At 54.9% G+C, this 14911-nt stretch carries 13 protein-coding genes; 4 read left to right on the top strand and 9 right to left on the bottom strand.

The features are described from left to right. Positions 1-145: 145 nt before the first annotated feature. Together bsmA and A8O29_RS20420 are read left to right on the top strand one after the other, a co-directional pair. The gene (gene bsmA / locus A8O29_RS20415) at positions 146-457 is read left to right on the top strand and encodes a biofilm peroxide resistance protein BsmA (RefSeq protein WP_246316630.1); all 312 of its coding nucleotides are present in this window, start codon (positions 146-148) and stop codon (positions 455-457) included. Between the two features lie 132 nt (positions 458-589). Beyond that, positions 590-865 (top strand): YdgH/BhsA/McbA family protein, encoded by a 276-nt coding sequence (locus tag A8O29_RS20420; RefSeq protein WP_110510923.1) that lies wholly within the window; start codon positions 590-592, stop codon positions 863-865. Positions 866-901: 36 nt separating this feature from the next. Here the strand turns inward: A8O29_RS20420 and A8O29_RS20425 are convergent, their stop codons facing one another. Beyond that, a complete protein-coding gene (locus A8O29_RS20425) occupies positions 902-2524 on the bottom strand; it encodes an isovaleryl-CoA dehydrogenase (protein WP_125354090.1) in 1623 nt (540 codons plus the stop codon). Positions 2525-2723: 199 nt separating this feature from the next. Here A8O29_RS20425 and A8O29_RS20430 point away from each other — a divergent pair, with 199 nt between their 5' ends. After that, positions 2724-4016, top strand: a complete 1293-nt coding sequence (locus A8O29_RS20430) for an MFS transporter (protein WP_125354091.1) — start codon at positions 2724-2726, stop codon at positions 4014-4016. A gap of 82 nt (positions 4017-4098) precedes the next feature. On the opposite strand, the gene rlmB is transcribed toward A8O29_RS20430, so the two are convergent. The 5 genes from rlmB to A8O29_RS20455 form a co-directional block, all read right to left on the bottom strand. Further along, a complete protein-coding gene (gene rlmB, locus A8O29_RS20435) occupies positions 4099-4830 on the bottom strand; it encodes a 23S rRNA (guanosine(2251)-2'-O)-methyltransferase RlmB (RefSeq protein WP_110510926.1) in 732 nt (243 codons plus the stop codon). Positions 4831-4920: 90 nt separating this feature from the next. Beyond that, positions 4921-7374, bottom strand: a complete 2454-nt coding sequence (gene rnr / locus A8O29_RS20440; protein ID WP_125354093.1) for a ribonuclease R — start codon at positions 7372-7374, stop codon at positions 4921-4923. A 39-nt stretch (positions 7375-7413) separates the two neighbouring features. Beyond that, a complete protein-coding gene (gene nsrR / locus A8O29_RS20445) occupies positions 7414-7839 on the bottom strand; it encodes a nitric oxide-sensing transcriptional repressor NsrR (protein ID WP_110511086.1) in 426 nt (141 codons plus the stop codon). Between the two features lie 258 nt (positions 7840-8097). Beyond that, a complete protein-coding gene (locus A8O29_RS20450; protein ID WP_110510928.1) occupies positions 8098-9396 on the bottom strand; it encodes an adenylosuccinate synthase in 1299 nt (432 codons plus the stop codon). A 102-nt stretch (positions 9397-9498) separates the two neighbouring features. After that, entirely contained in the window at positions 9499-9696 is a 198-nt protein-coding gene (locus A8O29_RS20455) for a DUF2065 domain-containing protein (protein WP_110510929.1), read from the bottom strand. 121 nt (positions 9697-9817) lie between these two features. Between A8O29_RS20455 and A8O29_RS20460 the strand changes: the two genes are divergently transcribed. Next, positions 9818-11134, top strand: a complete 1317-nt coding sequence (locus A8O29_RS20460; RefSeq protein ID WP_174081207.1) for an IS4 family transposase — start codon at positions 9818-9820, stop codon at positions 11132-11134. A 58-nt stretch (positions 11135-11192) separates the two neighbouring features. On the opposite strand, the gene hflC is transcribed toward A8O29_RS20460, so the two are convergent. From hflC to hflX, 3 genes are all read right to left on the bottom strand, one after another. Continuing rightward, complete coding sequence (gene hflC, locus A8O29_RS20465; protein WP_110510930.1) at positions 11193-12197, bottom strand: protease modulator HflC; 1005 nt, start codon at positions 12195-12197, stop codon at positions 11193-11195. A gap of 2 nt (positions 12198-12199) precedes the next feature. Further along, a complete protein-coding gene (hflK, locus tag A8O29_RS20470) occupies positions 12200-13480 on the bottom strand; it encodes an FtsH protease activity modulator HflK (protein ID WP_125351799.1) in 1281 nt (426 codons plus the stop codon). An 80-nt stretch (positions 13481-13560) separates the two neighbouring features. Then, positions 13561-14841 carry a ribosome rescue GTPase HflX gene (hflX, locus tag A8O29_RS20475; RefSeq protein ID WP_125351800.1) on the bottom strand — a complete coding sequence of 427 codons (1281 nt, stop codon included), beginning with the start codon at positions 14839-14841 and terminating at the stop codon, positions 13561-13563. Between the last annotated feature and the right edge of the window lie 70 nt (positions 14842-14911).

The raw sequence follows: 14911 nt of genomic DNA on the forward strand, positions 1-14911 counted from the left end.
TTCCTCGCGGCTGCTAATGTTGAGAGGTGGATTACGGTTTTACGATTATTTCATTCGAAAATCGCGCCAGAGATAACAGTTCGGGAACATTCCCCCTAAACGCAATTTATTAATCACTACACTAATGATTATCAGGAAACGGGATATGGCTATGCGACGTTTTGCGCCAATGCTGCTGGTGCTTTTGCTGAGTGGATGTAGCGTGCTTCAGGGAACCCCTGAAGCCCCGCCGCCACTCACCAGTCACCCGCAGGAAATCCAAAAGAACCAGACGGCAGGTCTGCAAAAAATGGGTACGGTCAGTGCCATGGTATACGGTTCACCGATGGATGTTGAATCGGTCATCAAGGCGAAAGTGACCGCTGCCAAAGCAGATTATTACGTGATCATCATGATTGATGACACCATGGTTCCGGGACAATGGTATTCACAAGCCATACTGTATCGCAAACCTTAAGCGGGCATCATTTAGCCAGCTTTACATTGCTTTTCAGCCGTTCACGTTTCCCGATGCACAATGACGTCATGCCATCCCCTAAGGATGTACGTCTGCGATGGATTGCCCTGGGCTAACCTCGGGTTACGTGAAATGGAGCTGACGACGATGAAACACGCCTTTGCCTACACATTAGGATTTTCGAACACCACGGCGCAATCTGCAGAGTTTGCCAGCGCCGATTGTGTGACTGGACTGAATGAAATCGGTCAAATTTCCGTCAATAATATTTCTGGCAGTCTTCAGGACGTCGAACGCGTGATCGCCCTCAAAGCCGATGAGCAAGGGGCGTCGTGGTACCGTATTATTCAGATGTATGAAGAGCAGAACCCAGATAATTGGCGCGTACAGGCCATTCTGTACGCCTGATATAATGGGCAGACGCTGAGCGCCTGCCCGCTTGCTTTACCCCATACCGCCTGTTGCCCGCAGCAGTAAATCACTCTGTAACCGCTCCTCCAGCAACATTCCGCCGCGCGGATCCAGCATCATCCGACACCACGCCTGCGCCATCGGTGGTGATGCTGTTCGCAGCATCTGCGCCCCGCAGCCCAGCAGATAGAGCTGCTGCGTGATTTCACGCCCCTGCGCTTCCAGCGGTTTACGCAGCCGCTGCTGAAGCTGACGCCAGGCGCGGTCGAAATGTCGGTCCTGCCCTTTCACTTCATTGCATTCGGCGCTGAGCAGCTCCAGTACGCCCGGCTGCTTCGCCAGCACCCGCAGCACATCAAGGCACATAATATTCCCCGAGCCTTCCCAGATGCTGTTCACCGGCATTTCACGGTAAAGGCGCGGCAGCTCGTTATCTTCGCAGTAGCCCACCCCACCGAGCACCTCCATCGCCTCGGCGACAAAGGGAATGCCCGCTTTGCAGACGCCGAATTTCGCCGTCGGTGTAAAGAGTCTGGCCCACAGCGCGCTCTCGGCAGAAGCCCGGTTATCCCACGCTCTTGCCAGACGAAACAGGAAAGCGGTTTGCCCTTCCAGCAGTAACGCCATCCGGCTCAGCACCTGGCGCATTAACGGCTGCTCGATAAGCGTTTTGCCAAATGCCTGCCGTTGATGCGCGTGATACAGCGCCACTGACAGTGCCCGGCGCATCAGGCCGTGACTGCCCAGCGCGCAGTCGAAGCGAGTCAGGCCGCCCATTTTGAGGATCAGGCGGATGCCCTCACCTTCTTCACCCAGTCGCCAGCCGGTTGCATCAGTAAACTCTACTTCGCTGCTGGCGTTGGAGCGGTTGCCGAGTTTGTCTTTTAAGCGCTCAAGCCGCACCGCATTACGCTGTCCGTCAGGCAAAAAGCGCGGAACGAAAAAGCACGACAACCCGCCGCTGGCCTGTGCCAGTACCAGATGCGCATCGCTTTGTGGCACGGAGAAAAACCATTTATGCCCCACCAGCCGGTACATTTCACCGTCGATTTTCTCGGCGCGGGTGGAATTACTCAGCACATCAGAGCCGCCCTGCTTTTCGGTCATCCCCATGCCAATCAGCAGCCCGCGCTTTTGGCCGCCGGGCAGTAAATGGGGATCGTAGCGATCGCTCATTAAGGGTGTGGCCCAGTCGGCAAAAGGCTTAGGCAAGTATTGCTGTAACAACGGCGTGGCGGCGAAGGTCATGGTCACCGGGCAAAGCGTGCCGGCCTCGACCTGCGCATGCAGCAAAAAACGCGCCGTGCGGGCAACGAACGAGCCGGATCGCGCGTCCTCTTCCCAGGCCAGATTATGCACGCGGTTGGCACAAAGCCCCTGCATCAGCAGGTGCCAGGCCGGATGAAAACGGACATCGTCCAGCCGTTCACCCGTGACGTCGTAGCGCAGCAACTCCGGCGAATTCACGTTGGCAAGCCGCCCGAGTTCCAACGATTCCGCGGCCCCCAATTGTTGCCCGATGCTGGCCAGCAAATCGAGATCCCAGCCAGCGCCTTCGCGCACCACAGCCTCGTGCAGCGCGGTGTCGGAAAGGAACAAGTTGCTGTTTTTGAGCGGCATCGGCTGATTAAACACGGTATGCGTTTGCCAGGACATGGCGCATCCTTCCTTCATGAGCATCAGCCGTAAGTATGGTCAGCGCACTGCGGGTCTGCCCGTAAAAAGGGGGACAAAAAAGAATCATGCCCGGCTTCGTGAGGCCCATCACAGCCATAATAATTTTAAATTTTCTTATCTATTTTGTATGGAATAATTTATTCAATGGTTAATACGATGTGCAACCTCAGGACAGGCTATGCAAACAGGATCAGCAGCAGCAGGGGCGCACAAACGTGCGCTGATCGCCGGTTCCATTGGCAATTTCATTGAATGGTATGAGTTTGCCGTTTACGGCTTTCTCGCGACCGTGATTGCGAAAAACTTCTTTCAGCTCGAAGGAGAGGCGCCGATTACCGGGCTTATCCTCACCTATGCGGCGTTCGCCGTGGCCTTTTTCTTCCGCCCGTTGGGTGCCGTCGTTTTCGGCCGCCTGGGCGATCGCATCGGGCGTAAACCGACGCTGATTCTGGTGCTGGTGATGATGACGCTGGCGACCACCGCGATTGGCTTCGTGCCGGTGTACGCCACGATAGGCGTCGCCGCGCCGTTACTCTTAACCGCGCTACGCATTTTGCAAGGCCTGTTTGCGGGCGGGGAATACGGTGGGGCCGTGTCGCTGATGACCGAGTTCGCGCCAAAAGGTAAACGCGGGCTGTATGGTGCGTGGCAATCCTTCACCGTTGCGCTGGGTTTGCTGGCGGGCGCGGGTATCGTGGCGTTGATGTCTGCCATGCTCAGCCCTGAAGCGATGCTGGACTGGGGCTGGCGTGTGCCGTTCTTTTTAGCGCTGCCGATGGGCGGCGTAGCGCTTTGGCTGCGGATGAATATGGAAGAGACGCCGAGTTTTGTCCGTCAGCAGAAATCCGATGCGGTTCCGGTCAAAGCCAGCACCTCGGGTACCTTTAAAGCGATTGTTATCGGCATTGGCCGTCTGATGGTGTGGTCTGCCGCAGGTTACACCTACCTGGTGATCATGCCTTCCTATCTGCAGTCTGCGCTGCATACCGGGTTTAACCAGGCGCTGCTGATAGCGGTGATTTCTAATATCGGCTTTGCGGTCACCATTCTTCCGTCGGGCATGCTGAGCGATAAAATGGGTCGTCGCACGCTGATGGTGCTCGCCGCGGTATTACTGCTGGTGCTGGCGCTGCCGTTGCTGAAAATTTTGCAGGCAGAATCCAGCACGCTGCTGGTCAAAGGGCTAGTGGTGTTTATTGCGGGTGGGTTGGTAGGGATGCTGGCCGGGCCTGGGCCTGCCATGCTGTCGGAGATGTTCCCGACCAAAGTGCGTTATACCGGGCTTGGGCTGGCGTATTCGCTCTCCAATGCCATTTTCTCTGGCTGCGCAGGGCTGATTATAACCGGGCTGATTAAGCAGACAGGTAATCTCGATATTCCAGCGTATTACGTGATGGCCACGGCAGTGGTGAGTATTGTCGCGCTGATGACGCTGAAGAAGGATGACCATTTACGGTCGTTGGATGAGTAAACAAACTGCCCGGCGGCGCTAACGCTTGCCGGGCCTACGGTTTTGTAGGCCTGGTAAACGTAGTGCCACCAGGCATTCAATATCAACTTCTTTGACGCACAGCTTCAAACAGGCAGATACCGGTGGCCACAGACACGTTCAGTGAAGACACGCTGCCTGCCATTGGAATGCTGATCAGCTCATCGCAGTGCTCACGGGTCAGACGACGCATGCCTTCACCTTCCGCACCCATCACCAGCGCCATACGGCCAGCCAGCTTGCTCTGATACAGAGTGTGGTCTGCTTCACCAGCGGTACCCACAATCCAGATGTTCTCTTCCTGCAACAGACGCATGGTACGAGCCAGGTTGGTCACACGGATTAGCGGTACATTTTCTGCCGCGCCGCAGGCCACTTTCTTCGCCGTCGCATTGAGCTGTGCAGAACGATCACGTGGAACAATCACCGCGTGCACGCCCGCTGCATCTGCGCTACGCAGACAAGCACCGAGGTTATGCGGATCGGTCACGCCGTCGAGGATCAGCAGGAACGGATTTTCGAACTGAGCCAGCAGGTCCGGCAGATCGTTTTCCTGATACTGACGGCCCTCTTTTACGCGGGCGATGATCCCCTGATGCACAGCACCTTCGCTTTTCTCGTCGAGGTACTGACGATTCGCGAGCTGAATCACCACACCCTGGGCTTCCAGCGCATGAATCAACGGCAGAAGGCGTTTATCTTCGCGGCCTTTCAGAATAAAGACTTCCTGAAAACGCTCGGGTGCACGCTCGAGAAGGGCCTGCACCGCGTGGATGCCGTAAATCATTTCACTCATGAATGGTACTCGTAAATTGTTAATTGCTAATCCCCCAATACGACCCTCTCCCTAATGGGGCGAGAGAGAAGGTCAGCATGAGGGTAATTATTACTCGGCGACTTTCTTTTTCGACGCGCGTTTAGCTTTGGTCGCGGTAGCGATTTTAAGCGTTTTTTCAGACGGTTTTTTAGCTTTCTTACCGGCTGCGTCTTTCTGCGCTTTTGGCTTCGGCTTAGCCTGGCCTTTCTCGCCGCGGAATGCAGCATCCGGCTCGAAGTTCACCTTTTTACCGGCCTGACGGCGACGGTTGCCAGGCTTCGCGCCGCCTGATTTCTTCGCTTTTTCACGCTCAGTTTTACCGACGTTACGCGGACCTCGTTCGCTGGAGATCAGCGAGAAGTCAATTTTGCGCTCGTCCATATTGACGGCTTCCACTTTCACTTCCACGCGGTCGCCCAGACGGTAAGTCTGGCCGCCGGATTCGCCAATCAGACGCTGGCCTACCTGGTCAAAACGGTAGTAATCGTTATCGAGGGAAGACACGTGCACCAGGCCGTCGATAAACAGGTCGCTGAGACGTACGAAGAAGCCGAAGCCTGTCACGCTAGCGATAACGCCAGGGAACACGTTGCCGACCTGATCCTGCATAAAGTCACACTTCAGCCAGTCGGAAACTTCACGGGTCGCTTCATCGGCACGGCGTTCGGTCAATGAACAGTGCTGGCCCAGCTGGAGCATCTCTTCCATGCTGTAATGCCAGCCGCCGGAATCGGTGGAATGGCCCTGATGCCCCTCATCTTTCGCCAGCAGATATTTAATGGCGCGGTGCAGCGTCAGGTCAGGATAACGACGGATCGGCGAGGTGAAGTGCGCGTAAGATTGCAGCGCCAGGCCGAAGTGACCGCGGTTTTCCGGGTCATACACCGCCTGTTTCATCGAGCGCAGCAGCATCGTTTGCAGCATCTCGTGATCCGGACGATCGGCGATGGACGTCAGCAGTTCGGCATAATCGCGCGGCTCAGGCTTATTGCCACCTGGAAGCTCCAGGCCCAGTTCGGCCAGAACGGTGCGGAAAGAGGTGATCGCCTCTTCGGTTGGCTTATCGTGAATACGGAACAGCGCAGGCTCTGACTCTTTCTCGACGAAGCGCGCCGCCGAAATGTTCGCGAGGATCATGCACTCTTCGATCAGTTTATGGGCATCGTTACGCTGAGTTTGCTCAATGCGCTCGATACGACGCTCGGCGTTGAAGATAAACTTGGCTTCTTCGCTTTCAAACGAGATCCCGCCTCGTTCAGCACGGGAGACATCCAGCACTTTGTAGAGGTTGTGCAGCTCTTCGATATGCTTCACCAGCGGGGCGTACTGCTCGCGCAGTTCCTGATCGCCCTGCAGAATATGCCAGACCTTGTTATAGGTCAGACGCGCATGGGAACTCATTACCGCTTCGTAGAATGTATAACTCGTCAGGCGCCCTTTGGCTGAAATGGTCATTTCACAGACCATGCACAGTCGGTCAACCTGCGGGTTCAGGGAGCACAGGCCGTTGGACAGCACTTCCGGCAGCATCGGGACAACCTGCGATGGGAAATACACCGAGGTGCCGCGGTTGCGGGCTTCGGCATCCAGCGCGGTTGGCGGACGTACGTAATAGCTTACGTCAGCAATAGCCACCCACAGACGCCAGCCGCCGCCGCGTTTCTTCTCGCAGAATACGGCGTCATCAAAGTCACGGGCATCTTCGCCATCAATGGTCATCAGCGGCAGATCACGCAAATCTACGCGGCCTATTTTCGCTTCTTCCGGCACCTGTTCTTTCAGGTTCGCAATCTGGTTTTCAACTTCAGGCGGCCAGACGTATGGAATTTCATGGGTACGCAGCGCCATGTCCACGGCCATGCTGGTGCCCATGTTATCGCCCAGCACTTCGACAATTTTACCGATAGCTTTCGTACGGCGGGTCGGGCGCTGAGTCAGCTCAACCACCACCACAAAGCCCATCCGCGCACCCATCAGTTCTTCAGGCGGGATGAGGATATCAAAGCTCAGACGGCTGTCGTCCGGCACCACGAAACCGATGCCTGCATCAGTAAAGTAGCGGCCAACGATTTGCCCGTTTCTTGGCTCTAGCACGCGAACAATGCGCGCTTCGCGGCGGCCTTTACGATCGGCACCCAGCGGCTGCGCCAGGACCTGATCGCCATGCATACACATTTTCATCTGTTCAGATGAAAGATAGAGATCGTCTTTACGCCCTTCGACACGCAGGAAGCCAAAGCCATCACGGTGGCCGATGACTTTACCTTTCAGCAGATCAAGGCGTTCCGGCAGCGCATAGCACTGACGGCGGGTGAAAACGAGTTGCCCGTCGCGCTCCATGGCGCGCAGGCGGCGACGCAGGGCTTCCTGCTGTTCTTCACCTTCGATGTTCAGCTCTGTTGCCAGCTCGTCTCGGCTGACCGGCTTTTCGCGTTTAGTAATGAAATCGAGGATGAATTCCCGGCTCGGGATAGGGTTCGCGTATTTTTCAGCTTCGCGTTCCTTGAAAGGATCGTGTGACATAGCGGTTCCTCCGTTGTCAGCTCCGGTAAAGTGATAGTTTCACTCCACCAGCAATAATTTATAAAGCGGTTGATTCTCTTCAACCAAATCGGCCAGGGTGTAGTTATCCAGTTCCTTAAGAAAACTGTTCACAGCCTTAGCAAGCGCCTGTTTTAAACGACAGGCGGGCGTAATGTGGCAAAAATCGCTGCTGCAGTTCACCAGCGTTAACGGTTCAAGTTCGCGAACCACATCACCAATGATAATAGTGTTGGCAGGTTTGCCCAGACGAATGCCACCGTTTTTTCCGCGTACAGCGTCTACAAAGCCTGCACGGCTTAGCTGGTTGATAATTTTAACCATATGATTACGGGACACGCCATAGACCTCTGTTACCTCAGAGATATTGGTCATTCGACCGTCCGGCAGCGATGCCATATAGATTAGCGCACGCAATCCGTAATCGGTGAAACTCGTTAACTGCACATCAACCTCAACGCAGGGAAAAAGACAGAAATACGCTAAATCATTCAGGTTGCATCGCGGCGGCAACTGAGTAAACCCTGAGCGCTTACACAAGTAAGTGGTCGGGGTGAACGAAGGCAGCCAACAAAGAGGCAGCTTGAATGATAACGCGTATTTACATTGATGATAAACCAGCCAGCCATGCAGCGGTTAATTTATTTAAGCGGGATAAAATGGAAAGCAAGAACAAGGGGCGCCGTGAAAGCGCCCCTGACATGATTATGCGTCGAACGGGTCGCGCAGGATCATGGTTTCATTACGGTCCGGACCGGTTGAAATGATATCAACAGGAACGTCGGTCAGCTCTTCGATACGTTTGATGTAGTCCAGCGCTGCCTGCGGTAAGCCGCTGCGCTCTTTCACGCCAAAGGTGGTCTCAGACCAGCCCGGCATGGACTCATAAATCGGCTCGATACCTTCCCAGTCGTCGGCTGCCAGCGGAGTGGTTGTCACTTCGCGGCCATCCGGCATACGGTAGCCAATACAGATTTTCACTTCTTTCAGACCATCCAGAACGTCCAGTTTGGTCAGGCAGAAGCCAGAAAGGGAGTTGATCTGCACGGCACGGCGTACGGCAACCGCATCCAGCCAACCGCAACGACGGCGACGACCGGTGGTCGCACCAAACTCGTTACCCTGCTTGCAGAGGAACTCGCCGGTTTCGTCGAACAGCTCGGTTGGGAACGGACCTGCACCTACACGGGTAGAGTAAGCTTTGATGATGCCGAGGACGTAATCAACGTAACGCGGACCCAGGCCGGAACCGGTCGCCACGCCACCTGCGGTGGTGTTGGAGGAGGTCACGTACGGATAGGTACCGTGGTCGATGTCCAGCAGCGTACCCTGGGCACCTTCGAACATCACGAAATCACCACGCTTGCGCGCCTGATCCAGCAGGTCAGAAACGTCAACAACCATCGCGGTCAGGATGTCGGCCACGGCCATAACATCATCCAGCACTTTCTGGAAATCAACGGCTTCAGCTTTGTAGAAGTTCACCAGCTGGAAGTTGTGATATTCCATCACTTCTTTCAGTTTCTCGGCGAAGGTCGCTTTGTCGAACAGGTCGCCAACGCGCAGGCCACGACGGGCCACTTTATCTTCATACGCAGGACCGATACCACGACCGGTCGTGCCGATAGCTTTCGCACCGCGCGCTTTTTCACGAGCAACGTCCAGCGCAACATGATAATCAAGGATCAGCGGGCATGCTTCAGAGAGCAGCAGACGTTCGCGAACCGGGATACCACGGTCTTCCAGTTCTTTCATCTCTTTCATCAGCGCGGCAGGAGACAGCACAACACCGTTACCGATGATGCTGGTCACATTGTCGCGAAGAATACCTGATGGAATAAGATGGAGGACGGTTTTTTCACCGTTGATTACGAGAGTATGGCCTGCGTTGTGACCGCCCTGGTAGCGTACAACATATTTAGCCCGTTCAGTCAGAAGATCGACGATCTTCCCTTTACCTTCGTCACCCCATTGGGTGCCCAGTACGACGACGTTGTTACCCATTTTTCAAAATCACCGTTTGCTTAAAAAAGGATTCTACCATCGCTTTTTCAGAGATACAGCACTTTTTCCAGGCAAAATCTGGCAACAGCGACTAAGGCACTGTCAGGCCATCGCTTTCGTCAACATGTAGTAGATGACGACGCCTGCGACCACAAGACCCCCGCCAAAACGACGTAAAATATGATCCGGAAGTTGCGATAACGCCGCGACCATTTTCCGCCAGGCCTGTGGATAGAGCATCGGGCCGAGGCCTTCAAGGACTAACACTAGCGCAAGTGCCAGCCAAATCGTTGAGTTCATGATTCATCCTGATAAAAGAAAACCACCGCCAATGCGGTAATGCCGATCAGTTAAGGATCGGTTGACCGATCCGGTGGTTGTGCAAGAATCCGTAATCTCTCCAGGGATTACGGATTTTTTTATGTTACTCAGCCAGGCCTTAGATACCGTCCATAAATTTTCTCCGCAGGAGTTTGCTGCCCTTGCAGACCTGCTTTCTCCTGAACTGATTGATGAATGCCTGGCTGACACCGGCGTCGTCACTCTGCGTAAGCGTCGCCTCTCCATGGAGATGATGGTCTGGGCGGTTACCGGCATGGCCCTGTTCCGCTCCCACTCCATGACCCAGCTGGTCTCACATATGGACATTCTTCTGCCGGGTAACCGGCCCTTCGTTGCACCCAGTGCCGTTGTTCAGGCCCGCCAGCGGCTCGGCGAGGATGTCATCCGTCTGATGTTCGAAAAAACACGTCAGCTCTGGTTTGAAAAAACACCCCTGTCTCACTGGAACGGCCTGACGCTAATGGCCGTGGACGGTACGTTGTGGCGTGCACCTGATACCCCAGAAAATGACGCAGCCTTCGGCCGTACTGCCAATGTGAACAAGCAGTCCGAATGGCCACAACTGCGCATGGTCTGCCAGATGGAAGTCACCAGCCATCTGCTGTCTGCGGTGGCCTTCGACAGCGTCTCTGAAACCGGTGAAACTGACCTTGCGGCACAGCTTATTGACCGGACGCCGGACCACTCACTGACCATCATGGATAAGGGCTTCTATGCCCTGGGCCTGCTGCATCGCTGGCAGTCATCAGGCACGGAAAGGCACTGGATGCTGCCCTTACGCAAAGGCGCGCAGTATGAGGAGGTGAGAAACCTGGGCGCAGGGCAGAAACTGGTGAGAATAACGCTGTCGCCGCAGGCGAAAAAGAAATGGCAGGATGCACCGGAAACCCTGACAGCAAGACTGGTCAGCAAGGAAGTGAACGGCAAGACGGTGCAGATACTGACGTCGATGTGCGACCCGCTCAGATACCCGAAAGCCGATATCGTGGACCTGTACAGCCAGCGGTGGGAGATAGAGCACGGGTTCAGGGAGATGAAGCAGCATCTGCTGAATAATGAACTGACGCTGCGGAGTAAAAAGCCTGCGCTGGTGCGTCAGGAGCTGTGGGGCGTGGTGCTGGCGTATAATCTGTTGCGCTTCATGATGGGGCAGATGGCGTACAGTCTGAAAGGCGTGGAGCCATATCAGATGGGCTTTAAACAGTCAGCGTTATATCTGTGCAGCCACCTGCGTTTACTGCCGGGAGTGGCGCCGGGGAAACTCCCCAAGGTCATGGCCGAAATACTGAGTATGGCCTCAAGCTTCGTGCTACCAGGGCGAAGAGCACGGCATTACCCGAGAGCTGTAAAAAAGAGGCCGCAACGTTATCCGTTGCGGCCTCCTTCAAAAGCTTAACTGACAAGCATTACCGCCAATGCGGTGGTTTTTTTAACTAAAGCGACTACCCGAGAGTTTAGCGCGTTGCGCTGGTCGGCGTCTTCATGTAGCGGAAGAAATCGCTGTCCGGACTCAACACCATCACGTCTTGTCCAGAATTGAAGCTCGCTTCATAAGCACGCAGGCTACGGATAAAGGCATAGAAATCCGGATCCTGGCTGAAGGCATCAGCAAACAGTTTTGCTGCTTCTGCATCGCCTTCACCGCGCAGAATGCGACCCTGACGCTCGGATTCTGCCAGCGTTTTCGTCACTTCATAATCGGCTGTTGCGCGCAGTTTTTCTGCCTCTTCCTGACCTTGTGAACGGTGGCGACGGGCAACCGCTTCACGCTCAGCGCGCATACGGTTGTAAATCGCTTCCGACACTTCCGCCGGCAGGTTGATTTGCTTGATGCGAACATCAACCACTTCAATCCCTAATGCCGCCATGCTGTTGGTGTTGATCACCGGCACTTTGCCGTTGGTTTCCGCCACTACGCGTTCTGCTGCTTCTGCGATAGCGCTGTCTGCTGCAGGCGTGGCCACTTCATCATCACCGCCGGAAGAACCGGAGTTCAGAGCGTCACGCACTTCGATAGTCAGACGACCACGAGAATCGGTCACGATGTCTTTCACATCCAGACGACCAATCTCAGAACGCAGACGGTCAGAGAACTTACGTTTTAGCAGCACTTCTGCCTGGGAGACGTCACCGCCGCCGGTCGCCAGATAGTAACGGCTGAAATCGCTGATACGCCATTTGATGTAGGAATCAACGATCAGGTCTTTCTTCTCTTTGGTGACGAAGCGATCGGCCTGGTTGTCCATGGTCTGAATGCGCGCATCCAGCGTTTTAACAGATTCAATAAACGGCACTTTGAAGTGCAGACCTGGCGCATACACCAGCGGTTTATTTTCATCGTCACGAACGACTTTACCAAATCGCAGCGTGATACCGCGCTCACCCTCTTTCACCACAAATACTGACGTGTAGAGGCCTACCAGCACGATGATAATTAACGCAATTACTGATTTACGCATCGTTATTCCCCCTGACGCTGGTAGTCGTTACGCTGCGCATTCGCACGGCGTTGGTCCATGATATTGTCATCGCTTGATGCCGGTGCGCTGCTGCTATTGCTGTTGGCGCGACTGCTCGAACTGGATGCAGGTGGCAAGCGCAATAGGCTGTCGGCGCCACTGCTGTCATTCTTTTTTGCAGGTGCGGCACTGCCACCTTTCAGCATCTGATCAAGTGGCAGAACCATCAGGTTGCCCCCTTTATCATTGACCAGCACTTTACGGGTATGGCTCAGCACTTTTTCCATGGTTTCGATATACAGACGTTCACGGGTAATTTCCGGTGCGGCTTTATACTCAGGCAGCAGTTTCGAGAAGCGAGCGACTTCACCCTGTGCTTCCAGGACAGTCTGCGTTTTGTACGCACGCGCTTCTTCGAGAATACGCTGCGCCTGACCGTTCGCACGTGGCTGAACTTCGTTGGTGTAGGCTTCGGCTTCACGGATGTACTGCTGCTCGTTCTCACGGGCAGAAATCGCATCATCAAACGCGGCTTTCACTTCTTCCGGCGGACGTGCTGCCTGGAAGTTGACGTCCAGCAGGGTGATACCCATGTTGTACGGCTTGATGGTCTCTTCCAGCTCACGCTGGGTATCGCTACGAATAACGGTACGACCTTCCGTCAAAATACGGTCCATGGTGTATTTACCGATAACACCACGCAAGGCGCTGTCGGTTGCCTGACGCAGGCTGTCATCCGGGCTGGTGACGCTGAACAGGTATTTCTGTGGATCGGTGATGCGGTACTGCACGTTCATTTCAACGCGCACCACGTTTTCATCCGACGTCAGCATGACGCCAGAAGCCGCGAGTTCACGAACCGCTTCCACGTTGACCGGAGTGACTTCATCGACAAACGTCGGCTTCCAGTTCAGACCTGGCTCAACCAGATGACTGAATTTACCGAAGCGTGTCACGACGCCGCGTTCAGCTTCTTTGATGGTGTAGAAACCGCTCGCCGCCCAGATGATGACCACAGCCGCGGCAGCGATGCCCACGATGCGTCCACCCATTGGCGCGCGCGGCCCTTGAGAAGAATTATTACTGCCGCCGCCTGAACCACCTTTACCGCCGCCTAAACCACCGAGCTTTTTACTCAGCTTGCGGAAGATATCATCCAGATCAGGGGGCCCCTGATCGCGACCACCTTTGTTTCCATTTCCCCCAGAGTTGCCGCCTTGATTATTGCTGCTTCCCCACGGGTCGCGGTCTTGTCCGTTATTACCGGGCTGATTCCACGCCATGTATATGCTCCATATTTGTTATGCGGTGTATACCCTGTTTACCGGGTATAAAGGCGAATAATCTTCAGGCTAGCTGGCTGTCAGACTACGTAGTCCACCAGCGCAGGTTCTTGCTTACAGAGGCGACGCCAGTCCACGATCGGCAGTCGAACTTCCAGACCGACGCTACCGTCTTCCTCCATCCACTCTTTTTCTATCGCCTGAAGCTGATAAAAACGGCTTCGTAAACGCCCTTCCTGCGGAGGTAAACGCAGCGTGTGCTGTGCCACTTCACCGGAAAGTCGTTCAGTTAAAGCCTGGAAAAGCAGTGGTACACCCACCCCGGTCTGCGCTGAGAGCCAGACCCGAATCGGCTTGTTTTCTTCATCACGGTCGATACGCGGCTCAAAATCTTCCAGCATATCTATCTTGTTCATCACCAGCAGCATAGGGATCTCGTCGGCCTCGATTTCTTCGAGTACGACATTCACTGCATCAATGTTTTCCTGCACACGCACATCGGCGGCGTCGATCACATGCAACAACAGCGTCGCCTGACGCGTCTCCTGCAATGTGGCTTTAAACGCGGCCACTAAATCGTGTGGCAAATGGCGAATAAAGCCGACGGTGTCCGCCAGTACGGTTTCGCCAACATCAACGACGTTTATCCGGCGCAGAGTCGGGTCGAGCGTCGCGAACAGCTGGTCCGCGGCATACACCTGCGCTTGAGTTATCTGATTAAATAACGTCGATTTCCCGGCGTTGGTATAGCCCACCAGCGACACGGTTGGAACATCGGCTTTGGTACGCGAACGGCGTCCTTGTTCACGCTGCTTCTCTACTCTCTCCAGACGGGAGAGGATTTGCATAATACGATTGCGCAGTAAACGACGGTCAGTTTCGAGCTGGGTTTCACCCGGGCCTCGCAAACCAATCCCGCCTTTCTGTCTTTCAAGGTGGGTCCAGCCACGCACCAGACGCGTCGCCAGATGGCGCAACTGCGCCAGCTCAACCTGCAGTTTCCCTTCATGGGTACGTGCACGCTGAGCAAAAATATCGAGAATAAGACCGGTACGATCGATAACTCTGCACTCGCACAAACGCTCCAGGTTTCGCTCCTGGGCCGGACTTAATGCATGGTCGAATAAGACAACGGACGCACCCGTTGCTTTCACGGCTTCCGCAATTTCGACAGCCTTACCTTCACCAACATAATACTTTGGGTGCGGCGCTTTACGGCTACCGGTAATCACCTGCATTGCTTCGACACCGGCGGAAGAGACCAGGGCTTCGAACTCCTGAAGGTCTTCCATATCTTTGTCTTGCGAAAAATAGATGTGTACCAGCACCGCCTGCTCACCGGCGTCATAACGGTCAAACAAGCGTAATCTCTCCTAAATGACCAGCGGGGAACCGAACAAACTGGCTCCCCGACATGGAAAAACAGCCATC

The sequence above is a fragment of the Scandinavium goeteborgense genome, from assembly GCF_003935895.2.
GTDB lineage: Bacteria > Pseudomonadota > Gammaproteobacteria > Enterobacterales > Enterobacteriaceae > Scandinavium > Scandinavium goeteborgense.